Annotated in this window: 22 protein-coding genes and 1 riboswitch; of the genes, 20 read left to right on the forward strand and 2 right to left on the reverse strand. The window is 35.7% G+C overall.

The genetic code is table 11. The annotated features are described in order from the left end of the window. The first annotated feature begins 363 nt into the window (after nt 1-363). From BM157_RS12845 to BM157_RS00315, 3 genes are all read left to right on the forward strand, one after another. Nucleotides 364-510 (forward strand): hypothetical protein, encoded by a 147-nt coding sequence (locus tag BM157_RS12845; RefSeq protein ID WP_156331050.1) that lies wholly within the window; start codon nt 364-366, stop codon nt 508-510. A gap of 396 nt (nt 511-906) precedes the next feature. Then, nucleotides 907-1881: an SGNH/GDSL hydrolase family protein gene (locus BM157_RS00310; protein ID WP_147581232.1), complete on the forward strand. Its 975-nt coding sequence runs from the start codon at nt 907-909 to the stop codon at nt 1879-1881. 17 nt (nt 1882-1898) lie between these two features. Beyond that, nucleotides 1899-2843, forward strand: coding sequence for a M15 family metallopeptidase (locus BM157_RS00315; RefSeq protein WP_022502900.1), 945 nt, complete (start codon nt 1899-1901; stop codon nt 2841-2843). Between the two features lie 94 nt (nt 2844-2937). Here BM157_RS00315 and BM157_RS00320 read toward each other — a convergent pair whose 3' ends face one another. Further along, nucleotides 2938-3816 carry a LysR family transcriptional regulator gene (locus BM157_RS00320; protein ID WP_070101782.1) on the reverse strand — a complete coding sequence of 293 codons (879 nt, stop codon included), beginning with the start codon at nt 3814-3816 and terminating at the stop codon, nt 2938-2940. A 110-nt stretch (nt 3817-3926) separates the two neighbouring features. Between BM157_RS00320 and BM157_RS00325 the strand changes: the two genes are divergently transcribed. Both BM157_RS00325 and BM157_RS00330 read left to right on the forward strand, forming a co-directional pair. Further along, complete coding sequence (locus tag BM157_RS00325) at nt 3927-4502, forward strand: chromate transporter (RefSeq protein WP_022502898.1); 576 nt, start codon at nt 3927-3929, stop codon at nt 4500-4502. Continuing rightward, entirely contained in the window at nt 4499-5062 is a 564-nt protein-coding gene (locus BM157_RS00330; protein WP_022502897.1) for a chromate transporter, read from the forward strand. Before BM157_RS00325 ends, BM157_RS00330 begins: the two co-directional genes overlap by 4 nt. An 8-nt stretch (nt 5063-5070) precedes the next feature. On the opposite strand, the gene BM157_RS00335 is transcribed toward BM157_RS00330, so the two are convergent. Next, a complete protein-coding gene (locus tag BM157_RS00335) occupies nt 5071-6090 on the reverse strand; it encodes a DUF5050 domain-containing protein (RefSeq protein WP_022502896.1) in 1020 nt (339 codons plus the stop codon). Nucleotides 6091-6225: 135 nt separating this feature from the next. Between BM157_RS00335 and pheA the strand changes: the two genes are divergently transcribed. The 15 genes from pheA to BM157_RS00410 all read left to right on the forward strand — a co-directional run bounded on the left by pheA (nt 6226) and on the right by BM157_RS00410 (nt 24043). Continuing rightward, nucleotides 6226-7353, forward strand: coding sequence for a prephenate dehydratase (gene pheA, locus BM157_RS00340; protein ID WP_022502895.1), 1128 nt, complete (start codon nt 6226-6228; stop codon nt 7351-7353). Between the two features lie 97 nt (nt 7354-7450). Further along, a riboswitch (ZMP/ZTP riboswitch) is annotated at nt 7451-7581 on the forward strand. A gap of 175 nt (nt 7582-7756) precedes the next feature. After that, nucleotides 7757-8470, forward strand: a complete 714-nt coding sequence (locus BM157_RS00345) for an IMP cyclohydrolase (RefSeq protein ID WP_022502894.1) — start codon at nt 7757-7759, stop codon at nt 8468-8470. A gap of 83 nt (nt 8471-8553) precedes the next feature. After that, nucleotides 8554-9735, forward strand: coding sequence for a phosphoribosylaminoimidazolecarboxamide formyltransferase (locus tag BM157_RS00350; protein WP_055306431.1), 1182 nt, complete (start codon nt 8554-8556; stop codon nt 9733-9735). 276 nt (nt 9736-10011) lie between these two features. Further along, nucleotides 10012-11901 carry an OPT family oligopeptide transporter gene (locus BM157_RS00355; RefSeq protein ID WP_090139469.1) on the forward strand — a complete coding sequence of 630 codons (1890 nt, stop codon included), beginning with the start codon at nt 10012-10014 and terminating at the stop codon, nt 11899-11901. 13 nt (nt 11902-11914) lie between these two features. Continuing rightward, complete coding sequence (locus BM157_RS00360) at nt 11915-12280, forward strand: PqqD family protein (RefSeq protein WP_090139471.1); 366 nt, start codon at nt 11915-11917, stop codon at nt 12278-12280. A 201-nt stretch (nt 12281-12481) separates the two neighbouring features. Beyond that, entirely contained in the window at nt 12482-13390 is a 909-nt protein-coding gene (nadA, locus tag BM157_RS00365; RefSeq protein ID WP_090139473.1) for a quinolinate synthase NadA, read from the forward strand. 76 nt (nt 13391-13466) lie between these two features. Continuing rightward, nucleotides 13467-14777: an L-aspartate oxidase gene (locus BM157_RS00370; protein ID WP_090139475.1), complete on the forward strand. Its 1311-nt coding sequence runs from the start codon at nt 13467-13469 to the stop codon at nt 14775-14777. Between the two features lie 112 nt (nt 14778-14889). Beyond that, nucleotides 14890-15747, forward strand: a complete 858-nt coding sequence (gene nadC, locus BM157_RS00375) for a carboxylating nicotinate-nucleotide diphosphorylase (RefSeq protein WP_090139478.1) — start codon at nt 14890-14892, stop codon at nt 15745-15747. Nucleotides 15748-15766: 19 nt separating this feature from the next. Continuing rightward, the gene (locus BM157_RS00380) at nt 15767-16315 is read left to right on the forward strand and encodes a transcription repressor NadR (protein ID WP_090139480.1); all 549 of its coding nucleotides are present in this window, start codon (nt 15767-15769) and stop codon (nt 16313-16315) included. A gap of 83 nt (nt 16316-16398) precedes the next feature. After that, entirely contained in the window at nt 16399-17223 is an 825-nt protein-coding gene (locus tag BM157_RS00385) for a Cof-type HAD-IIB family hydrolase (RefSeq protein WP_090139482.1), read from the forward strand. Nucleotides 17224-17553: 330 nt separating this feature from the next. Next, on the forward strand, nt 17554-19209 hold the full coding sequence (gene gltX / locus BM157_RS00390) for a glutamate--tRNA ligase (RefSeq protein ID WP_022502885.1): 1656 nt from the start codon (nt 17554-17556) through the stop codon (nt 19207-19209). A 120-nt stretch (nt 19210-19329) separates the two neighbouring features. Next, nucleotides 19330-19812, forward strand: coding sequence for a preQ(1) synthase (queF, locus tag BM157_RS00395; protein WP_318255699.1), 483 nt, complete (start codon nt 19330-19332; stop codon nt 19810-19812). 305 nt (nt 19813-20117) lie between these two features. Continuing rightward, nucleotides 20118-22253, forward strand: a complete 2136-nt coding sequence (locus tag BM157_RS00400) for a methyl-accepting chemotaxis protein (protein WP_022502883.1) — start codon at nt 20118-20120, stop codon at nt 22251-22253. A gap of 209 nt (nt 22254-22462) precedes the next feature. Further along, nucleotides 22463-23152 (forward strand): PAQR family membrane homeostasis protein TrhA, encoded by a 690-nt coding sequence (gene trhA / locus BM157_RS00405; protein ID WP_055306436.1) that lies wholly within the window; start codon nt 22463-22465, stop codon nt 23150-23152. 129 nt (nt 23153-23281) lie between these two features. Next, nucleotides 23282-24043, forward strand: a complete 762-nt coding sequence (locus BM157_RS00410; RefSeq protein WP_022502881.1) for a formate/nitrite transporter family protein — start codon at nt 23282-23284, stop codon at nt 24041-24043. The last annotated feature ends 7 nt before the right edge of the window (nt 24044-24050 follow it).

Genomic DNA, 24050 nt, shown 5'->3' on the forward strand with positions numbered 1-24050 from the left:
CTAAGCTGCCAGTTGGCACTGCCAGCTAAGGACCGGCGGCTCCCCATCGTCTTCTTATGCTTATATCAGCCCACACCAATCTGACAGTGGCACTTGGTTGCGATGGGGTAACCTTGGTGATATCATTAAAGGTAGCGGTGCGGTATTGTGAGATATGCACAGTTGTGGCGATGAGCTTTGTGGGTGGTGCTATATCGACCTTTATTATTTATAAAATGGTATTTATCGACCTTTTTGGTGGGTGATTTTTGGGTTAAATCGGTCTGGAGGACTGATTTAATTGGGGGTTTTTAATAGATTTGATATAACTTATGTAACTTTATTATGATATACTTAAATATAGTTGTAGTCAAGAGCAGCGTTGTGAGTGGAGAGGAAAGATACGGGGGATATGTTAGGAAAGGGATTGGGACTATGGAATTAGAAGTTGATGAAATGTTAGTGGAGCTTAGGCAAAATGCGGAGTACACAGATAATTACGATATAGCTAGTGACAACCATTTAGTATAGATAGGTATGTCTAAAATCGAAAGCAGTAACAGAAACTACTGTCGAAAATATATAGTGAAAATAACAGATATGTGCTATCATTTAAACATATAAAACTGACACAAATTTATAGAACACCAGTTGTGTGAGGGCTTAATATTGCAAGCTGGGTACTTTTGAAACCGCCGGCACTTAGCGGCTGTATTTTAGCCGCTTATGTGTCCGTTACGGTTTCAAGTAGCGAAAGCGTGTCCAGCGGTAATATTAAGCCCTCACACAATGTCCGTGCGACAAAATCTATGAAAGTCCACAGCGAAACTATGAAGATAAGCAATAAATATGTCAGTTCAATTAAAAACAAACAAGCAGATGTATAAGTCGTGTAAAGTAATTACAAAGAGGAAGAAAGGCAGAATTATGAATATTTATTTAGCCGGCGATTCAATCGTCCAGAATTACACAGAAGAAGAATTTATAGCAGGTTGGGGACAATACCTTAAATATTATGTAACTCCTGATACTAAAGTATTTAATTGCGCCAAGGGAGGCAGAAGTTCAAGGTTATTTCTCAATGAAGGAAGATTTGATAAAATAGATGAAAGTATACAGGCAGGAGATTACCTTTTGATAGAATTCTGCCACAATGATGATAGTTCTAAAGGTTACAGCACTATGTTTAACCGTATGACAGAGCTTGGAATACCTGATGAGGACGGAAGATATCCGGTTATACCGGGCGAGAGAGTGCCTAAAGATTATATTCCTAAAGAATATATAGATGCTTTAATGAAAGATGACTCAATAGCTGATAAGGAAGCAGTGCTTGCAAGCGTTAAGGCATTTAATAACACTTACCCTAATGATACATATTATCCATATTCACCTAATGGTGAGAAGGGCAGCTTCAAATGGTTCATAAAGCAGTATATTGATATGGCAAGAGAACATAATGCTGTTCCAGTGCTTGTAACAGCACCGGCAAGAACAGCATTTAACAAGGACGGAACAATTAAAGATGGTCCGGGACTTCACGGCGGTGATAATTTCTGCTATATAAGGGCAATGAAGCAGATAGGAGAGGAAACACATACTCCCGTGATAGATTTATTTAGTTATACGGTAAAGCTTTTTGAGAGTATAGGCGAAGCTGATATTCACAAGTATACATCTATCAAAAAGGGTATCAATAAGGGCAAGTGGCCAGAGGATTTTGTTAATGAACTTGCTAAGAAAGACACTGTATCAGAGAATACACATTTTAATAAATATGGTGCGTGGCTTATAACAAAGGGTCTTGTCAATTTAATAAAAGAGTGTGATAATGAGCAGGTTACAGCATTAAAAAATGTTATTGTGAATTCAGATTATAAAGTTGCATCTCCATTAATATAATGATAACAGGAGGACATATGAGAAAGAAAAGATTAACAAGAAAACAGAGGATTATGAGAAAAAGAATTACAATTGCCGCGTGTATAGCCGTAGTAGTTGTTGTGATTATTGTAGCAGTAGTATTATTATTAAATGCTAACAGGAAAAAGTCAACGGATACTAATGATAATACAATAGTTACAACAAGCGATAGCAGTAATAACACAGAGTCTAAGGCAGGTGATAGTATTAATTCATCTAATAACAGCACAGATACAGCGAGTAAATCTGATGCTTCAAATGTTAATAGTTCAGATGATAAGAGCACAGAGAGCCAGCAGACAGATGATAAAAAAGGGTCATCAACAGGAGATGGCGTAACTAAGACATCTAAGGGATTTACTATTGATAACAGAAATGGAGCAACATATATAGATGGTTACTTAATAGCCAATAAGACATATGCACTTCCAAGTACATTTATTCCAGAAAATCCAGAAGTACCTGTAACAGAGGCAAGAAGTAATAAGAGCCTTGACAAGGATTTAATGACGGCTTTCAGAAAAATGCAGGCAGATGCGACAGCAAAAGGACTTAATATCTATATTGCGAGTGGTTACCGTTCATATGATTATCAGGTGGGTCTTTACAATAGATATGTAGCCAACGATGGAAAAGCTGCGGCAGATACTTATTCATCAAGACCGGGTAATTCAGAACATCAGACGGGTCTATGCTTTGATTTGAATTCGATTGAAGACAGCTTTCAGTATACAAGCGAAGGTAAATGGGTTAATGATAACTGTTATAAATATGGTTTCTGCATAAGATTTCCAAAGGGAAAGGATGCTTATACAGGTTACCAGTATGAATCATGGCATTTAAGATATGTTGGAACTGAATTAGCAGAGAAGCTTTATAATAATGGTGACTGGATTTCATTAGAAGAATATTTCGGAATAACAAGCGAATATCCTGATTAATAAATATAAAATAATAAGAGAGCCATAGTTTAAATGAAACTGTGGCTCTTATTGTTATTTTTATATTATATTGTACTATGGCAATGAATAACTATTATACATATTCTTTGCACAGATTAATAAACTGTTTGATAGATGGAGTCAAAAATTTATCTTTATGGTAAATAATATAGAAATTTCTACTGAAAATTAAATCCTGTACATTTACTGTAGAAATTAATCCTTGTTTTAATGATGGAATAATCATTCTATTTGGTAAAACAGAAATACCTAGTCCGTTGATGGTGGCGTTGATTAGTGCTGTTGTACTCATAGCTTCCCATACTGGAATAATATGAATGCCAGCTTGTGTAGTAACACGATCAAAAACTTCACGTGTTCCGCTTCCTTTTTCACGTAATAGAAAACGCTGCTTTTGAAATACTTCTATGGGTATATTCTGCCCATCTTTCCATCCTTTATTAGTATCGCAAATAACACTTAAATAGTCTTGCATATAGGCTTCAGATACGATGTTAGAATTATGCGATATACCTTCAATTAACGCACAATCTAACTCGTTTGCAAGTATTTTTTGCTCCAGTCGTTCAGATTGTTCGATAGTTACTCTTACATCTATTTCTGGACATACTTCATAGAAAGACTTTACATAATTTGGTAAAAATTGAGAGCCAATTGTTATGCTTGCTCCTATGCGAATGATGCCTTTGGAATCCCAGTCGCGAAATCCAGTTTCCATATCTGAAAATAAGTCGGATATGTGTATTGCATATTGAAGAAAATGTTGTCCAGCACTAGTGATTTGGAGTCTTCGCCCTATGCGGTCAAAAAGCTGTACCCCATAATATTGTTCTATTTCTTTGATGGCAAGGCTTACAGCTGGCTGTGTTATATGTAAAGCAGATGCAGCTTTTGTAGAATTATATCCATTTTCACATACAGCACGAAAAATTATCATATGTCGTAGTGTCATTATAAACTCCTTATATCAAATTACTTATTATTTATGTAAGATTATATTATTTCAATTATTAGGAATCAAGTGATATAGTATTAAAAAATAGGAAGGATGGAATTCTAGAGATGAGCATCTGGTATAAGTATAGAAAATTGTTTTTATCAACTTTTGAATTAAGTGCGTGTACATTTGGAGGAGGATTTGTAATAATTCCTTTAATGAGGAAAAAGTTTGTTGAGGAACTAGGCTGGATAGAGGAAGAAGAGATGCTGGATTTAACAGCAATTGCACAAGCTTCGCCAGGTGCGATAGCAGTAAATGCTTCAATTATGTTGGGGTATCATATAGCAGGCATTCCAGGAGCTATACTTGCGGTATTGGGAACAGTATTGCCCCCATTAATAATCATTTCAATAATTTCGATGTTCTATCAGGCATTTCGTAATAATGTTATTGTTAGTATGGCAATGAGAGGGATGCTTTGCGGAGTTGCTGCTGTGATTTGCGATGTTGTAATAAATATGGCAAAGAGTATATTTCAAAAAAAACGACCGCTACCAATTATAATAATGTTGGCTTCATTTATAGCTGTACGTTACTTATCTATAAATATCATTATAGTTATTTTTGTCTGTGGTTGTATTGGAACATTAGATATATGGATTAAAAATATGAAACGGAAAGCAGGTAATAAGCAATGATATATCTTGAATTGTTCTGGAGCTTTTTTAAAATTGGATTGTTAAGTATTGGTGGTGGGTATGCTGCTATGCCAATAATACAAAATCAGGTGATTGATATTCACCATTGGCTTACAATGACACAGTTTACTGATATTATAACTATTGCTGAAATGACACCAGGTCCAATAGCAATTAACTCTGCTTCATTTGTGGGAATTCAGGTCGCTGGATTTTGTGGTGCTGTTATTGCAACTGTTGGCTGTGTATTTCCATCCTGCATCATTGTAATGGTGCTTGCTTACATGTATTATCGTTATCGTGGACTCGATATGGTACAGGGCATTCTTTCAGGGCTACGACCGGCTGTAATAGCAATGATTGCATCAGCAGGTATTTCATTGTTAATTATGGCGTTTTATGGACAAAGCACGCTTCCTAATAATCTTACATCTTTGGATGTTGTAGCTTTGATAATTTTTGCTATTGATATTTTTATCTTAAGAAAATGGAAGTCTAATCCTCTTTGGGTTATGTTATGCTCTGGCATCGTAGGAATTGTTCTATATTTACTTGTTTAATAGATAAATTAATTAATTGAAATCTCTTCAATAGTTGTTATTGGTGCAGTTGTAGGTATTCTGTAAAGTGTTGACTGATCTTCATAATATGAGAAGAAGGTATACCTGGAAGTACAGTGAATACCTGATATTTCGCCAACGGCTACATATTCTAACTGAGTCCCGTCAACATTCATTCTGTAAAGACCGGCATTGTCACCGCCCTCAACGTGGAAGAATATTTTATTACCATATACGTTGTAGTTAATTACTTTGCCATTTTCAGGTGCATATAAAAGCTCGAGTGTCTTATTTGACATATTAAGTCTTACAAGTGAATACTGTTTGTCAAGGTCTATATAATAAGCGTAATTATTATCAATCAATGTAAGGTAAGAATTGCTGTCGTAGTAATTAACAATCTGACAGGTCTTAGTATCCATAGAAAGTATATGGTGACGTCCGTTAGGGTCTGAGAAGTAAAGCTTTCCATTATATATACTTGTTGGAGAATAAGGCGTGTCAGATATTATAGAATTATTCTTGCCATCAATGTCTACTTTATAAAATGTAAGGGCTGTTGTGTCATCATAATGCTGGTAAAATACAGTGTTACCACTAAGACTTGCTGCACCGGAACGGTCATTATATAAAATTTTTGAATGGCTTCCGTCTAAATCACATCTGTAAAGACCAAAAAGCTGGCCTCTGAATACCATTCCGATAGTACTTTTATTAAAATTATTCTTTACATAGTATATGTAATTGCCACATACGTTAAGGTAGGCAACGCTGTCATCATTTATTTTGGAAATGTTCGTACAGTCAGAATTCATAACATATAATTTGTTGTAATCGTCAGGGTTGGCAAAATATATTTTGTCATTATATTCGCAGAATAGCCCTCCATTGATAAGATTGCCTGCTGTGTTGCCAATAGCATTGTCGTTGTTATGTACTGTCTGGTTCTTCTTAAAATAAAAAAATCCGCCAACACCAGCAGCTGCAATTACTAAGACAACAATAATTATTGTAATGGTCTTTTTCATATTGTAATCTCCATTCTGTAGTATTTTATATAATTAATCAGTATTATTAATAGTTGTTAATTATTTACTTACATATTACAAAAAATATGATACAATATCAATGGTTTAAAGCAATAAAGATTACGAGGTTGAAAAATGTTAGATTTGAATGTAATAAGAGAGCAGATTGACGGTATTGATAAACAGCTTGTCGATTTGTTTGAACAGAGAATGAAGCTTACAAAGGAAGTTGCAGAGTACAAAATCCAGACAGGAAAGAAAGTTCTTGATACACAGAGAGAACGTGCGAAGATTGAAGCTGTTACAAAGCTTGTTAAAAATGAGGCTAATGTCCATGCCATTGATGACTTATTTTCACAGATTATGGCTAATTCAAGAAAAGGACAGTATCAGCTTCTTGAAGCTATGGGTCAGACTTTAAGAGAACCTTATGAGGCTATAGAAAGCATTAATAAAGAGGGTGTTAAGATTGTATATCAGGGAGTTCCGGGTGCATACACACAGGAAGCTGCCTGCAATTTCTTTGGGGAGGACTGTGATAATTATGGTGTTCCTACCTGGAGAGACGTTATGGAAGCAGTTAAGAATAAGGAAGCTGATTATGGTGTGCTTCCAATTGAGAATTCTACAACGGGAAGTGTTGTAGGTGTATATGATTTATTACAGGAATATGATAACTACATAATTGCTGAGACATTTGTTAATATAGATCACGTTCTTGTAGGACTTAAGGGAACAGATATTAATAAGGTTACAACTGTATATTCGCACCCACAGGGAATTATGCAGTGCGACCATTTCCTTAATACACACAAGGATTGGCAGAGAATTCATCAGGCTAATACAGCTATGGCGGCTAAGATGCTATTATCAGAAAATGATCACACGCACGTTGCAATATCTAGTAAGAAAGCTGCACAGATATATGGTCTTGAAGTATTAGAAACAGGTATTGCTGACTTATCTAACAATACAACCAGATTTGTAATAATAACTAATGCAAGACGTTTCTTAAAAAATGCTAACAAGACAAGTATAGTATTCGAGACAGCCAATGAGGCAGGAACACTTTATAATCTTTTAAGCCACATAATATATAATGGGCTTAATATGTATAAAATCGAGTCAAGACCAGCAGATAAGCAGTGGGATTATAAGTTCTTTGTGGATTTCGAGGGTAATATTGATGATCCCCGCGTTATGAATGCGTTAAGAGGAATACAGGAAGAAGCTAAGTCAATCAAGCTTCTGGGTAACTACTAAAAATATCTGTAGTGTAATAATAATATTAATTGTTATAGCATAAAAACTATATTTAAAATAATGTTGAAAAATGCCGCAACTTAGTGTATCTTAAAACTATGAGCTGTACGACTGGCGGAAAGCATATTATACAGAACTTTTAATTGGTTAAAGTTATGGAATATGTGTGGGATTACCCACAGGGAGTACAGTATATATGATTATCAGCCGACCGCCTGGGCAGCCCCTTAAAAGGTTACCCAGATAAGGTCGGCTTTTTTGTATAAATTATACAAAAGGCACTTTGTGCCGATTATGCACACTTGCACGAAGATGTAGCTTGCCAAAGGCGACTGCACATAGTGTGGTATGTGCTTTGTACATTTTTTACAGACTGTATGAAAAACAGAAATGGAGGATTATTATGCAGATTACAACACTTGAAAAGGAATTATCGGGTTGTTCTTATCCGGGAAGAGGAATTGTTATCGGAAGATCAGCAGACGGAACAAAGGCTGTTACAGCATATTTTATTATGGGAAGAAGTGCTAACAGCCGTAACAGAGTATTCGTTGAGGACAAGGAAGGAATAAGAACAGAGGCGTTTGACCCAAGTAAGCTTGAAGATCCAAGCCTTATAATATATGCTCCAGTACGTGTTCTTGGAAAGAAGACAATCGTTACTAATGGTGACCAGACAGATACGGTATATGACCTTATGAGTACAGGAAAGACATTTGAAGAATCATTAAGAACAAGGGAATTTGAACCAGATGCTCCTAACTTTACTCCTAGAATATCAGGTCTTATGACAGTCGATAACGGTGAATATGATTATGCAATGTCAATATTAAAGAGCCACAACGGCAATCCTAACCAGTGTGACAGATTTACATTTACATATGATGCACCAATTGCAGGAGAGGGACATTTTATTCATACATATATGAATGATGGTTCACCACTTCCAAGCTTTGAGGGAGAACCTGTATTAGTCAGAATAGAAGGCAATATTGATACATTTACTAATATGGTATGGGAAAATCTTAATGAAGATAATAAAGTATCACTTTTTGTAAGATTTATTGATATCAAGACAGGTGAATATGAAACAAGAATTATCAATAAGAATAAATAATAAGAACTACTAACTAAGAACTATTAATATAATAAATAATTAAGAATTAATAATAGGAATTAATAAATGAATGGAGAATAGTTATGAACGAATTTCAGTTAAAATATGGCTGCAACCCTAATCAGAAGCCATCAAGAATATTTATGGAAGACGGAAGCGGGCTTCCAGTAGAAATCCTTAACGGAAGACCAGGTTATATCAATTTCTTAGATGCATTCAATGGCTATCAGCTTGTTAAGGAATTAAAGGAAGCAACAGGACTTCCAGCTGCAACTTCATTTAAGCATGTATCACCAGCAGGTGCGGCAGTAGGACTTCCTCTTAGTGAAGTAGAGAAGAAGATATACTGGGTAGATGAGAATATCGGAGAGCTTTCACCACTCGCCTGTGCTTATGCAAGAGCAAGAGGTGCAGACAGAATGTCATCATTTGGTGATTTCATATCATTATCAGATGAGTGTGATGCTTCAACAGCAAAGCTTATCCAGCACGAAGTATCAGATGGTATTATCGCTCCTGGTTTCACAGATGAAGCTTTAGAGATACTTAAGGGCAAGAAGAAGGGTAATTACAATATAATTAAGATTGACCCTTCATATCGTCCAGCACCAGTTGAGAGAAAGCAGGTATATGGTGTTACATTTGAGCAGGGACGTAATGAGTTCAAGATTAATGAAGCACTTCTTGAAAATGTTGTTACAGAGAATAAAGAAATTCCAAAGCAGGCAAAGATTGATTTAATAATTGCCCTTATTACATTAAAGTATACACAGTCTAACTCAGTATGCTATGCAAAGAATGGACAGGCAATCGGTATCGGAGCTGGACAGCAGTCAAGAATTCACTGTACAAGACTTGCAGGACAGAAGGCTGACAACTGGTATCTTCGTCAGAACCCTAAGGTATTAGAACTTCCATTTAAGGAAGGTGTAGGCAGAGCTGACAGAGATAATGCAATTGATCTTTACATTGGTGATGAATATATGGATATTCTTGAAGATGGAGCATGGGAGAGAGTATTTACAGAGAAGCCAGAAGCGTTTACTAAGGAAGAAAAGAGAGCATGGCTTGATGGCAACACAAATGTTGCACTCGGTTCAGATGCGTTCTTCCCATTTGGCGATAATATTGAGAGAGCATATAAGAGCGGTGTTAAGTATATTGCACAGCCAGGTGGTTCAATAAGAGATGATAATGTTATTGAAACCTGCAACAAGAGAGGCATTGCAATGTGCTTTACAGGAATGAGATTATTCCACCACTAATTAAAAGTATTTTTGATAAAAGATATCCGCGATATAAAATGAGCAATTAATTATTTTCTGGAATTAGTTTATTCCATTTTCTGGAATATTTAATAAAAATTTAAAGAGTATATAATTGGTACTTTATTTTTTCAATTTAATGTGATAAAATACTAAAGATTAAAAGAGGTGACAGCTGTCATTGAAGTTGTCATCTCTATTTTTTTTGATGATTTATTGTATTATATCGTCTGGCAATAATTCATCAATGATTTTTATACTTTTAGGAGGTTTTTTATGAAAGACGAGCAGTTTAAGCCGTATATACCTGCGGATAAGATTACTCCAGAATTCACAGTAACATCTGTTATTATGGGTATGCTTCTTGCTGTAGTATTCGGTGCTGCTAATGCTTACCTTGGTTTAAGGGTAGGTATGACTGTTTCAGCATCAATCCCAGCAGCCGTTATTTCTATGGGTGTTATACGTGTCATCATGAAAAAAGATTCTATCCTTGAGAGCAATATGGTTCAGACAATCGGCTCTGCGGGTGAATCGTTAGCAGCAGGTGCTATTTTTACATTGCCTGTATTATTCTTATGGGCTAAAGATGGAATTATGGATTCTCCATCACTTCTTACAATAATGTTAATATCTCTTTGCGGTGGTATTCTTGGTGTTCTATTTATGGTTCCACTTAGAAATGCACTTATCGTTAAAGAACACGGAACACTTCCTTATCCAGAAGGAACAGCTTGTGCTGAAGTATTACTTGCTGGTGAAGAAGGTGGAGCAAGTGCCAAGTCTGTATTTGCAGGTATGGGATTTGCAGCATTATTTAAGTTCATTACTGATGGAATTAAGGTTATTCCTAGTGTTATTACAGCACCTATTAAGTCGCTTAAGACAGAACTTTCAGCAGAAGTATATCCGGCATTACTTGGTGTAGGTTACATATGTGGACCTAAGATTGCATCATATATGTTTGCTGGTGGTATATTAGGCTGGTTCGTACTTATTCCGGCTATTGTAACATTTGGTGGTTCAACAATACTTTATCCAGGTACAATCTCTATTGCTGATTTATATGCAACAAAGGGAGCAAGTGCAATCTGGAGTAATTACATCAAATATATCGGTGCTGGTGCCGTCGCAACAGGTGGTATTATAAGTCTTATTAAGTCATTACCACTTATTGTAAAAACATTCTCAGATGCTATCAAGGGAATGAAAGGTGATAAGAACACAGGTAAGCTTCGTACAGAACAGGATATTGATATGAAGGCTATTGCAATTGGTATTGTTGTTACAATTGCTATCTGGCTTATTCCAGATATTCCTGTTACAATTCTTGGTGCTATTCTTATAGTAATATTTGGTTTCTTCTTCGCAACAGTATCTTCTCGTATGGTTGGTATTGTAGGAAGCAGTAACAACCCTGTATCAGGTATGGCTATTGCTACACTTTTATTTGCTACATTATGCCTTAAGGTTACAGGTGATGTAGGTGTTCATGGTATGAAGGGTGCTATCGGTATCGGTTCTGTAATCTGTATTATCGCAGCTATGGCTGGTGATACATCACAGGATTTAAAGACTGGTTATATCCTTGGTGCTACACCTAAGAAGCAGCAGATTGGTGAACTTTTAGGTGCAGTTATTGCAGCATTAACAATCGGTGGCGTTCTTGTTCTTCTTGACAGTGCATGGGGCTTTGGTACAACAGAACTTGCAGCTCCTCAGGCTACTCTTATGAAGACAATCGTAGAAGGTGTTATGCAAGGAAATCTTCCTTGGGCACTTGTGTTCATCGGTGTATTTATTGCATTAGTAATTGAAATACTTGGTATTTCAGTTCTTCCAGTAGCAATTGGTTTATACCTTCCATTAGAGCTTTCAGCAACAATTATGATTGGTGGACTTATCCGTCACTTTGTTGACAAGAAGTCTAAAGATAAGGATAAGGACAACGAAGCAAGTGGTGGAATTCTTTTCTGCTCAGGACTTATTGCTGGTGAAGGTCTTGTAGGTATTCTTCTTGCTATATTTGCAGTAGTTGGACTTGCAGATCCAATTGATTTATCAGGAAGCATTTCACTTGGAACAATCGGTTCTATTGTGTTAATGGTTATTATGGTTCTTTTAATATTAAAGAATGCAGTATGGACTAAGAGCAAAGAAAAGTAGAGTGTGAACGAATATGAAGACAAAATCTAAGAAGGCAAAGGCAGAAAGTGCTAATTACCTTGATTATGTGCCAATGCATAATGAGGATAAATATCCTTTTCAAACAGACGATAATGGTGCAGTAACAATAATGGTTGAGAATAAAGGTGTGTTTAATAAAATAGCACAGGTTGTATTCAAAAAGCCAAGAATATCAAAGATTCATCTTGATGAAATGGGTAATTTCATATGGCCATATATAGATGGTGCAAGAACGATATATGATATATCTGAGCTTGTGCACGAGCATTTTGGTGATAAAGCTGAGCCTTTGTATAAAAGACTTGTACAATATTTTAAGACACTTGAAAGTTATGGTTTTATAACATTCAATAAGTAAATACTTAGTTTAGATAAAAGGGCGTAGCAGCGGATAGCTGTTACGTCTTTTTTTAGTGCTTTTATCGTGTATAAGCATATATCTTTTATCAGTTTTACTGGAATATTACAAAATTTACCGAAAAACTTTACAACTGTCTTGTCAGCTGTAAAGTTTTGTAGTATACTTTGTGAAATTATAACGATTTCTGGAGGAATACATATGTCTATCGTAAGCGATATTGAAAAGTTAAAGAAAGAGAAGAACGCAGTAATACTTGCACATTATTATGTTGATGAAGATGTTCAGGACGTTGCAGATTATATAGGTGACTCGTTTTATTTAAGCAAGGTGGCTACTAAGGTGAGTCAGGACAGAATTATATTTGCTGGTGTTGAATTTATGGGAGAAAGTGCGAAAATCCTTAATCCTAAGAAAAGAGTGTTTATGCCGGATATGAATGCAGACTGTCCTATGGCACATATGGCTGACAAAGATGAGATACTTGCTTTAAGAGAAAAGTATGATGACATTGCGGTTGTCTGTTATATTAATTCAACTGCTGAATTAAAGAAATATTCAGATGTATGTGTAACATCATCTAATGCAGTTAAGATTGTTAAAAATCTTCCTAATAAAAATATATTTTTTATACCAGATAGAAATCTTGGAAGCTATGTTGCGAAACAATGTCCGGATAAGAATTTTATATTTAATAATGGCTGCTGCCCAAGACACGTTGTCATTACTAAAGATATGGTGTTAAAGGCTAAAGAATTACACCCAGAGGCTAGATTTGCAGCCCATCCTGAATGTACAGAAGATGTACTGGCACTTGCAGATTATGTTGGAAGCACGTCAGGAATTATTGATTATGTTGTTGATACTGATGCAGATGAATATATTATCGGAACAGTTGATGGTGTGTTCAATGAGATAAGAAAGAAGGCACCAGACAAGAAGCTTTATACAGTTAAGCCTGACCAGGTATGCGTGAATATGAAAAAAGTTACGCTGGATAAGGTGTTAGATGTTCTTGAAAATGATACTAATGAGGTATTCGTTGATGAAGAACTTGCACAGTGTGCATTAAAGCCGCTTAATAAAATGCTTGAGCTGGCAGCAAAATAATATGATTAATATTAAAATACATTGCAGATAAATGGTATATAACAAACTGGTATAATTAAAGAAATGGAGTAAAATTATGGAAACAGATGTATTAATAGTAGGCTGCGGCTGTTCAGGTCTTTATTGTGCACTCAATCTTCCGAGAGATAAGCGAATTCTTATGATAACAAGCAGTGATGCAGAAAGCAGTGATTCATATCTTGCACAGGGGGGAATGTGTATGTTAAAGGATGATAGTGATTATGACAGTTATTTTGAGGATACACTTAAAGCAGGACATTATGAGAATGATAAGAAATCAGTAGAGATAATGATTCGTTCGTCAAGAGATGTTGTCAAGGATTTAATTGAGACAGGTGCTGATTTTAAGAAAGATGAGCAGGGCAATCTTGCATACACTAAAGAGGGAGCACACAGCAGTAACAGAATAATATTCCATGAGGACGTTACAGGAAAAGAGATAACAAGTCATCTGCTTGAAAGAGTAAGGGAGCTTCCTAATGTAACATTATTAGAGAATACAAGGATGTTAGACATTATAAGCTATAATAATGAATGTGTTGGTGCAGTTATAAGAAAATCAGATAACAGCCTTATGACAGTTAAGGCAGATGTCACTGTTCTTGCAACAGGCGGAATAGGTGGTCTTTATAGACATTCAACTAATTTCAGACATCTTACAGGCGACTCGATTGCAATTGCTGTTAAGCATAATGTTGAAATAAAGGATATTAACTATGTCCAGATTCATCCAACAACATTTTATTCTAAAGATGAGAAGGACAGAAGCTTTCTTATATCTGAGTCAGTAAGAGGCGAGGGTGCAAAGCTTTATGACAAGAATGGCGAAAGATTTGTTAATGAACTTCTGCCAAGGGATTTACTTACACAGGCTATATATGAGCAGATGAAAAAGGACGGAACAGATCACGTCTGGGAAGATTTAAGGACGATTCCAGAAGCTGAGCTGAAATCGCATTTTCCTAATATAGTTGAGCATTGCAGACAGCAGGGGTATGATGTAACTAAAGAATGCATACCAGTTGTACCGGCACAGCATTATTTTATGGGTGGCATAAAGGTTGATTATGAGAGCAGGACATCTATGGACAGATTATATGCAATAGGTGAAACAGCCTGCAATGGTGTTCACGGAAGAAACAGGCTTGCGAGCAATTCGCTTCTTGAAAGCCTTGTATTTGCCAAGAGAGCAGCTCATAATATGATAGATAGCGAATTAGCTGATAAACTTAATGCATCGGCCGATGCCTATGTTACTAATATGAAGCTTACGGATTATGAAGATGAAAATGCTTTGAATGAATTATATGCAAAGCTTGTAAAAGATAAAATAGATGAAGCAGATGCAGGAAAGCAGACAGCATAAAAAGAAAAATATGGTATAATATGACTACTTCGTAGTCACTTAGAAGTTTCTTCGAAACTTCGGATGCGTGGAAAAGCAACGCAGAAAATATGGTATAATCAGGAGAATAAATATGTTTGATAATGTTACTTTAAAATTAAATGCAGATCCATTAATAATCAGTGCGTTAAAGGAAGATATAACAAGTGAAGATGTGTCGACTAACAGTGTTATGCCAGAACCTAAGAAGGGCGAGGTACAGCTTATATGCAAGCAGGATGGAATCATATGCGGACTTCCGATATTTGCAAGGGTATTCACACTTCTTGATGAGAATACAGTTGTTGATTTAAAAGTAAAAGATGGAGATAAAGTTACTAAGGGAGAGCTTCTTGCAGTTGTAACAGGTGACATAAAAGTGTTATTATGTGGGGAGAGAACAGCACTTAATTACTTACAGAGAATGAGTGGAATTGCTACATATACTAATGAAGTTGCCCAGTGTCTTGAAGGAACAGGTATTAAGCTTCTGGATACAAGAAAGACAACACCTAATAATAGATTATTTGAAAAGTATGCAGTAAGAGTCGGTGGCGGTAATAACCACAGATACAATCTTACAGATGGCGTGCTTCTTAAGGATAATCATATAGGAGCGGCTGGCGGAGTAGCTAAGGCTGTTAAAATGGCAAAGGAATATGCACCATTTGTAAGAAAAATAGAAATTGAGGTTGAAAATCTTGATATGGTCCGTGAGGCTGTTGAAGCAGGAGCAGATATAATTATGCTTGATAATATGTCACACGATACTATGAAAGAAGCTCTTAATATAATTGACGGCAGGGCAGAGGTTGAAATATCTGGTAATATTACCAAAGAGAACCTTGAAAAGTTATCAGGACTTTCTGTTGATTATGTATCAAGCGGAGCACTTACACATTCAGCACCGATTATGGATATATCATTAAAAAATCTTCACCCAATTGAATAGATGAAAATGGAGAGATAGTATGAACGGAGAACAAAGACGTGAAAAAATAATAGATATTCTTAATAGTAGTAGTAAGCCTGTTTCGGGAGTTGCACTTGCCAGCATGCTTAATGTGAGCAGACAGGTAATTGTTCAGGATATAGCACTTATAAGAGCTTCTGATAATGAAATATCATCAACTAACAGGGGATATGTTATCCGTAAGAAGAATGAACATACAAGAATATTTAAGGTCGTTCATACAGAAGCAGATGTAGAAGCAGAGCTTAACAGTATTGTTGATATGGGTGGCTGGGTTAAAGATGTGTTCGTATATCACAAAGTATACGGAGTTATTAAGGCAGATCTTAATCTGCACTCAAGGCGTGATATTAAAGATTATATGGCAGAGATTGGAAATGGAAAGTCTAATCTGTTAATGAATGTCACATCAGGGTATCATTATCATACAGTGATAGCACCTGATGAGGACACGTTGGACATTATTCAGGAGAAGCTTGACAGGCTTGGTTTTCTTGCAAGATTACAGGAGTATGAACCTGTTGATTTCTGGAGCAGTAAAGCGTAAAATGTGAATTAGATACTTATTGATGAGTATTATAAGTAACGCAGACTGTATAATGATTAAGGTTATGTGGTTATGGAGGATATATGGTTAAACTTATTGCACTGGATTTGGACAGAACAACACTTACATCGGACGGACACTTATCGGAGGCTAACAAAAGAGCTTTAAGCGGGGCAATTAAAAGAGGTGTCCATGTATGTATTGCCAGCGGCAGGGCATTTGATACTCTTCCAGAGGAAGTGCTTAATGTACAGGGAATAGAGTATGCAATAACAAGCAATGGTGCAAGTGTATACAGGATTGCAGATAGAAAATGTATTAAGTCATATATACTAAAACCACAGTCCGTTGATAATGTCCTGTCGGTATGCAAGCAGTACCCTGTTACTTATGAGGCATTTATAAGAGGGTGTGCATATGCGGCAAAGGAGTATATTGACAATCCTGTAAAGTATGGTGCAACAGAAAATGCGATACAATATGTACGTTCCACAAGAATATTAAAAGAGAATATTATACAATTTATCAATGAGCATAGAAATGAACTTGATTGTATGGATATTGTCCTTGATGATGATATTTTAAAGCGTAAGATTATTGATGAACTTTATGAGTCTGACAAGGATATATATATTACAAGCTCAGTAAAACAGCTTATAGAAATATCCTATAAAGATGCTGGAAAGAGGTCAGGAGTACAATATCTTGCAGGACTTCTTGGCATAGACAGGAAAGATATTGCGGCATTTGGCGATGCGGATAATGATATTGATATGATACAATTCGCAGGCTACGGTGTTGTTATGGGTAATGCAACAGAACATTTAAAGAGCATTGCTGATTATGTGACTAAAAGCAATGATGAAGATGGTGTGGCATATGCTATAGAGAATATATTGTTGAATTAAAAAAGTTATGCTGATTTATGTGAATATTTAAATGCCTGTATTTTAATATATCTGTCGAACTATATATATTATATATGCTATATATGCTATATAGCATACAAAGTGTACATAGGAATATATTGTTATATGTCAATGACTATATTAAAAGTGTTGGTGATATGAAATTGATATATATATCAAACATAAGTTGATAAATATCATAAAAATGTGTAATATATAATATTGGCTGTTGCCGTAATGATATGTGAATGTATAAGCGCATTATAGCATTGTATATAATTATATAATACATAGAAGTTATATGAGAATATGCGCAGAAATGAGGATGAAATGGATAATCAGAAATTAGCAGATTTATTATTTCCGGAAGTAGTTAATACTCCTGAATATTATGAAGAGAAATTCCCATATAGAAAGCTTCCTAATAAGGCAGAAGTTACACGTATGGCACCAAGTCCAACAGGATTTATTCATCTGGGCAATCTCTATAGTGCACTTGCTGATGAGAGAATTGCACACAGAAATGGTGGCGTATTTTATCTTAGAATAGAAGATACAGATGAGAAAAGAAAAGTTGATGGTGCAGTAGAAACAATTATTAATGTATTAAGATATTTTGATATTGAATTTGATGAGGGTGCTGGCTTTGATGATACAGATCCAAGAAATGCTTATGGACCATATTTCCAGAGACAGAGAGTTGAAATATATCATACATATGCTAAGAGCCTTGTAGAAAGAGGACTTGCTTACCCATGCTTTTGTACAGAGGAGGAGCTTGATAAGGTAAGGGCAAAGCAGGAAGAAGATAAGGTTCTTACAGGTTATTATGGAGAATATGCGACTTGTCGTAACCTCTCTTATGAAGAGATAGAAGCTAATATTAAGGCTGGTAAGCCATATGTATTAAGACTTCGTTCACAGGGAAGCCCTGATAAGGAGATTACATTTGTTGATGCAATCAAGGGAGAGATTAAGCTTCCAGAGAATATACACGACATTGTGCTTTTAAAGAAAGATGGTATTCCAACATACCATTTTGCACATGCAATTGATGACCATCTTATGAGAACAACTACAGTTGTAAGAGGTGGTGAGTGGCTTGCATCAGCTCCTATACATTATGAGTTATTCCATTTATTGGGCTTTAAGATGCCGGCTTACGCACATACAGCACATCTTATGAAGTTTGATGAGGAGACAGGAGGCAAGAGAAAGTTATCTAAGAGAAAAGACCCAGAGCTTTCACTTGATTATTATAGGAAGGACGGATACCATCCATATACAATGAAGGTATATCTTCTTACGCTTCTTAATTCTAACTTTGAAGAGTGGCACGAGAAGTTCCCGGACAAGGATATCAATGAGTTCCCATTCTCAGTAGAGAAGATGAACCAGTCAGGTGCACTCTTTGATAAGGATAAGCTTCATAATATATGTAAGAATGAATTATCTAAGCTTTCAGAAGAAGAACTTTACGATTTCCTTTATGACTGGGCTAAGGAGAATGAACCAGAAAATGTAGAGAAATGGTTCGGCGATAGAGAAAAGATGTTACAAATTCTCCGCCTTTATATGGGTGTCGGTGCTAAGAGAAGAAGAAAAGATTTAATGTATGCAAAGCAGATATTTGAACTTATCTCTTATTTCTTTGACGGTGAGTCAGCAGAGGAAATGGACGAATTCAAGCTTGATGAAGATATGGTAAGTAAGATACTAAAGAGTTATCTTGCAAAGTATGACCATAATGATGATAATTCAGTATGGTTTAACAAGCTTAAGGAGATAGCAGATGAGCACGGCTTTGCTTCAGATATGAAGGCTTACAAGGCTAATCCAGAGAATTTCAAGGGAAATGTATCTGATATAGCTGAAGCTGTAAGGATTGCAGTTACAGGACGTGCCAATACACCTGACCTTTGGACAATAGTTCATATTATGGGTGAGGAGCAGATGACAGAAAGAATTAAGAAGCATATTAAGTAATTGTGCATAAGCAGTTTAATAAACTGGGGAATTGATATACAAAAAGAATATTATACAAGTAGATTAATATACCAAAGAATTAATATGTTGACAGAACAATATGCAGGAATGGAGATTAATATGTCTAGAGAAGATGAAGGACTTAAGCAGTTAGGCAATAAGACGAAGTATAGTATGGATTATGCACCAGGAGTGCTTGAAATATTTGAGAACAAACATCCGGACAATGATTATTTTGTAAAATTTAATTGTCCTGAGTTTACAAGTCTTTGTCCTATAACAGGCCAGCCTGATTTTGCAACAATATATATATCATATATTCCTGATAAGCTTATGGTTGAATCAAAGTCACTTAAATTATATCTGTTCAGTTTCAGAAATCATGGTGATTTCCATGAGGACTGTGTGAATATAATTATGAAGGATTTAATCAGGCTTATGCAGCCAAGATATATAGAAGTGTGGGGCAAGTTCACTCCACGAGGAGGAATATCAATTGACCCATATTGCAATTATGGCAAGGAAGGAACTGCATTTGAGGATATGGCAAAGCAGAGACTTTTATGGCACGATATGAATCCTGAAAAGGTTGATAACAGATGATGTAAAGCTGGAAGTATATGCTTAATATAGCGCAATTTTATTTAATTAATAAGTCTGCGTAATATTGGCATATACTTCCAGCTTGTTTCTTAATTATGTGTTTATTTCAAGTTTCAAGTTGCTTCAAAATGTATAAATTTGGGATTATTAACCTGCGATTTTAAAGATAATTTAACAATATTTAACAAATTTTAGTAAAACTTAATAAATGGATTGATATTGTAAATACATAGTGATAATATATATTTAAATATTTAAGATACGATCAATTGAATATTTAATGTGTAGAAGAACGGAGGAATAATATGAGCAAGGAACACACAAAGAAAAATGCTGCAGTCGAGGGGTTCAAAAATAAACAACTGACCTATAAGATTTCAGTAGCAGTGGGTATATTATTAGTTGCCTGCCTTACGGTTATGATTGCAATTAGTGCAACAATTGCAGCTAAGTTTATGAATAGTAGTATAAGTGGTGAGTTTGATGGAATTGCACAGCAGAATGGTGTATCAGTACAGGAGGTACTTGACAGAGCCTCAGATGTTGCTAATATTCTTCAGAATTATATTACGGAACGTTATGATGATTATGCTAAGACCGGATATACTGGAGAGACAGTTAAGAGTGAAGTATATGATGTACAGTTACAGAAGATGAACAAAGAGATTGAGCAGTTTATGATCAGCGTAGCCAATACATCTGTAACATCAAGTGAAAGCATTGCAGGTGTTGGTGTATTTTTTGAGCCTAATGCTTTTGACCCTGCTATTAAAGATTATACAATCTATGTAAGTGAATCAGATGCACAGAGTGGAAAGGTACAAAGCTATGGTGAGTATTCAAGCTATGGTTCAAAGGACTATTACAAGAATGCAGCAGCTTCACAGCAGAGCAGCTTTACAAGTCCATATAAGGATCAGGGCATCAATATGGTAAGTGCCTCTTTTCCAATTGTATATCATGGTAAGACACAGGGTGTAATTCTTGTAGATATTAATGTTGATACATTCAGCGGACTCCGTTCAACAGACGATAAGTACAATACAATGTATGTAGATGTACTTATGGGTGATGGTACATTTGTATATGACAGCGAATCAGATGAATATGTTGGAAAGAAGTTAAGCGATGTTTTACCAGCTAAAGAATATGCCAAGATACAAAAGGGCATTGATACAGGAAGCAGTTTCAGTGTAACAACTAAGAAGGATGATGGTTCTAAGGTTGAAAGATATTATGCACCTATTAAAGCTGTTAATCAGACCTGGTGGGCAGCAAGTGCATTAAATAAGACAGATCTTGAGCGTAATACGATTATTCTTGTAGTGTTTATGATTGTTATTTCGATTATAACTTTAGTAATTATAATTGTTATCAGCAATAAGCTTATTAAGAAGTACATTAAGCCTATAGATGATGTAGTTGCAGTAGCGGACCAGCTTGCGATGGGAGATTTCTCAGTTAATATTAAGAAGAATTATAATGATGAAATTGGTCAGCTTGCTGAGAAGTTTGATAATATGGCGGGAAGATTAAGTGCAATAATTAAAGACCTAACACGAGGTTTAAAAGAGATGGCAGGTGGTAACTTTAATATATCACCTAATGTAGAACACATCGGTGACTTTAAGGACATTGAAGTTGCTTTAGTAAAAGTTATAACAGATCTTTCATCAACTCTTTCAGAGATTAATGGTGTTGCAGATATGGTAGCTTCCAATGCAAGCCAGCTTTCAGATGGTGCACAGGCAATTACTGAGGGTGCAACGGATCAGGCAAGTTCAGTACAGGAATTACAGAGTACAATTGCTAATGTAGCTGATCAGGTTGATATGAATGCACATAATGCTAATAAGGCTAATGAAATGGCTAAAGCTGTTGGTGACCAGATTATTGAAAGTAATAATCAGGTACAGCAGATAGTTCACGCTATGGAAGTTATCACAGAGAATTCTAAGCATATCAGCAGTATTATTAATACAATTGATGAGATTGCCTCAAGTACTAACCTTCTTGCACTTAACGCTTCGATTGAAGCTGCAAGAGCAGGTGAAGAAGGAAGAGGCTTCGCAGTTGTTGCAACACAGGTTGGTAATCTTGCAGCACAGAGTGCAGATGCAGCTAAGAGCTCTGGTGAACTTATAGTTCAGGCAATTAATGCAGTTGAAGAGGGCAAGGGAATGGTTGATGATGCAGCTGCTAAGCTTATGGAGTCAGTTGAGAAGACTAAAGAACTTGTTGAGAATATCGAGCAGATTTCAGTTGCTTCAGAACAGCAGGCTGAATCATTAAAGCAGGTATCAGAAGCAGCAAGCCAGATAGCAGCTGTAGTAGAAGAGAATACAGCTATGGCTGAGGAAAGTTCTGCAAGCAGTGAGGAACTTGCTTCACAGGCGGACAGATTAAAAGAATTAGTTAGTGCATTTAAGCTTATGAAGTAATATAAAAAGCTGCCACTTTTAGCGGATTGACCGTTAAAAGTGGCTTTTTTTATGTCCTTGCACAGTATTTTTTTGATTAATTATGTGATTAGATATTGATTTCTATGATAAATGGTTATATTATATATATAACGTAGTAATCAATACTATGTAATATGAAGATAATTACAGCACATATTAAGAAAGCGTGTGCAGAAAAGAGGATTATTATGGAAAAGATTAAGAAAAATGTATCTAACATAAAGATAAAAGACCCAGGAAGTGCAATAACACATTTTATAGCAATGCTTATGGCGTTATTTGCTGCAACACCGCTTATAATTAAGGCATTGTCAGCACCTGATACAATACATGTTATTTCACTTTCAATATTTATAGGAACAATGATTTTGCTGTATGCTGCAAGTACAACTTATCATACAGTTAATGCAACACCTGGAATTAATAAAATATTAAAGAAGTTAGACCATTGTATGATATCGGTTATGATAGCGGGTTCCTATACTCCTGTATGCTTAGTTGTCCTTCATAACAAGACAGGATATGCACTGTTAGCACTAGTATGGGGAATTGCAATAGTTGGTATTATCTTTAAATTATGCTGGGTAACCTGTCCTAAGTGGATATCATCAGTTCTTTATATTGTTATGGGCTGGGCGTGTGTATTATCATTTACACAGATAATAAATGCACTTCCAACAGCGGCATTTGCGTGGTTGTTAGCAGGTGGAATAATATATACAATAGGTGGCGTCATATATGCACTTAAGCTTAAGGTGTTTAATGCCAGCCATAAGTATTTTGGTTCTCACGAGATATTTCATCTGTTTGTTATGGCAGGAAGCATATGCCACTTTATTATGATGTTTAATTATGTGGCTGTAATGCCTTTAAAGTAGTAAGTTCTTTTAAAAATACACACAAATTATGGAAATAGAATTTTATATGTGTTATCCTCTATAATCGGGTCTGTAACTATTGTTGCAGACCCGATTATAGGTTGTCAGACCAACGAACGGAGGATTAATATGTTATTTTCAGATGTCGATGCAATTGCTAAGGCAGCGTCGAATAAGGCAGAGTTATGCAACAACCATTTCGGGAAGTATTTTATGCGCTCTATTATGGCAGGCTTCTATATTGTTGTTGCAACAATTTTATCGAATGTGAGTGCGGCAGTACTGCTTCCAACTTATCCACAGTTTGGTAAGCTTTTAGGTGCATTTTTATTCTCAATTGCAATTGTACTCGTCGTATTTATGGGAGGAGAATTATTTACAGGTAATAATTTTGTTATGGCGATTGGCACATACAATAAGACGGTTTCAGTAAGAGATCTAATAAAAGTATGGGTTGTAAGCTATATAGGTAACTTTGCCGGTGCATTTATTCTTTCGGGTTTATTTGTATATAGTAAGGCTTCACACGCAATAATGGTTGATTATTATAACAGTTTTATATATTCTAAGATTTCAGCAGGTTCCATGGAACTTTTAGTAAGGGGGATTCTTTGTAATTTCCTTGTATGTATGGCAGTATTAGTTGGTACTAAGTTAAAGACAGAAAGCGGCAAGCTTATAATAATGTTCTGTATTATTATGGCGTTCGTAGTTGCTGGTTTTGAGCATTGTATTGCTAATATGAGTACATTTTCTATTGGATATATGTTACTTGGTGATATTGGCACAGCTTCTGTTATCAAGAGTATGATTATGGTGACAATCGGCAATATGCTTGGCGGAGCAGTGCTTCTTGGAGTGCCGGTACAGATTATGAAAGCAGAACACTAAAATTAAA

It is taken from the genome of [Lactobacillus] rogosae (assembly GCA_900112995.1).
Lineage (GTDB): Bacteria > Bacillota > Clostridia > Lachnospirales > Lachnospiraceae > Lachnospira > Lachnospira rogosae.

What these genes read in the sequence shown, in the direction of transcription:
- BM157_RS00325 (WP_022502898.1), top strand. Translation starts at nt 3,927, where the DNA reads ATGAGCATCTGGTATAAGTATAGAAAATTGTTTTTATCAACTTTTGAA.
- trhA (WP_055306436.1), top strand. Translation starts at nt 22,463, where the DNA reads ATGGAAAAGATTAAGAAAAATGTATCTAACATAAAGATAAAAGACCCA.
- BM157_RS00335 (WP_022502896.1), bottom strand. Translation starts at nt 6,090, where the DNA reads ATGAAAAAGACCATTACAATAATTATTGTTGTCTTAGTAATTGCAGCT.
- BM157_RS00355 (WP_090139469.1), top strand. Translation starts at nt 10,012, where the DNA reads ATGAAAGACGAGCAGTTTAAGCCGTATATACCTGCGGATAAGATTACT.
- BM157_RS00320 (WP_070101782.1), bottom strand. Translation starts at nt 3,816, where the DNA reads ATGACACTACGACATATGATAATTTTTCGTGCTGTATGTGAAAATGGA.
- BM157_RS00345 (WP_022502894.1), top strand. Translation starts at nt 7,757, where the DNA reads ATGCAGATTACAACACTTGAAAAGGAATTATCGGGTTGTTCTTATCCG.
- BM157_RS00410 (WP_022502881.1), top strand. Translation starts at nt 23,282, where the DNA reads ATGTTATTTTCAGATGTCGATGCAATTGCTAAGGCAGCGTCGAATAAG.
- gltX (WP_022502885.1), top strand. Translation starts at nt 17,554, where the DNA reads ATGGATAATCAGAAATTAGCAGATTTATTATTTCCGGAAGTAGTTAAT.
- BM157_RS00370 (WP_090139475.1), top strand. Translation starts at nt 13,467, where the DNA reads ATGGAAACAGATGTATTAATAGTAGGCTGCGGCTGTTCAGGTCTTTAT.
- BM157_RS00315 (WP_022502900.1), top strand. Translation starts at nt 1,899, where the DNA reads ATGAGAAAGAAAAGATTAACAAGAAAACAGAGGATTATGAGAAAAAGA.
- nadA (WP_090139473.1), top strand. Translation starts at nt 12,482, where the DNA reads ATGTCTATCGTAAGCGATATTGAAAAGTTAAAGAAAGAGAAGAACGCA.
- BM157_RS00380 (WP_090139480.1), top strand. Translation starts at nt 15,767, where the DNA reads ATGAACGGAGAACAAAGACGTGAAAAAATAATAGATATTCTTAATAGT.
- BM157_RS00385 (WP_090139482.1), top strand. Translation starts at nt 16,399, where the DNA reads ATGGTTAAACTTATTGCACTGGATTTGGACAGAACAACACTTACATCG.
- BM157_RS00350 (WP_055306431.1), top strand. Translation starts at nt 8,554, where the DNA reads ATGAACGAATTTCAGTTAAAATATGGCTGCAACCCTAATCAGAAGCCA.
- pheA (WP_022502895.1), top strand. Translation starts at nt 6,226, where the DNA reads ATGTTAGATTTGAATGTAATAAGAGAGCAGATTGACGGTATTGATAAA.
- BM157_RS00310 (WP_147581232.1), top strand. Translation starts at nt 907, where the DNA reads ATGAATATTTATTTAGCCGGCGATTCAATCGTCCAGAATTACACAGAA.
- queF (WP_318255699.1), top strand. Translation starts at nt 19,330, where the DNA reads ATGTCTAGAGAAGATGAAGGACTTAAGCAGTTAGGCAATAAGACGAAG.
- BM157_RS00400 (WP_022502883.1), top strand. Translation starts at nt 20,118, where the DNA reads ATGAGCAAGGAACACACAAAGAAAAATGCTGCAGTCGAGGGGTTCAAA.
- nadC (WP_090139478.1), top strand. Translation starts at nt 14,890, where the DNA reads ATGTTTGATAATGTTACTTTAAAATTAAATGCAGATCCATTAATAATC.
- BM157_RS00360 (WP_090139471.1), top strand. Translation starts at nt 11,915, where the DNA reads ATGAAGACAAAATCTAAGAAGGCAAAGGCAGAAAGTGCTAATTACCTT.
- BM157_RS00330 (WP_022502897.1), top strand. Translation starts at nt 4,499, where the DNA reads ATGATATATCTTGAATTGTTCTGGAGCTTTTTTAAAATTGGATTGTTA.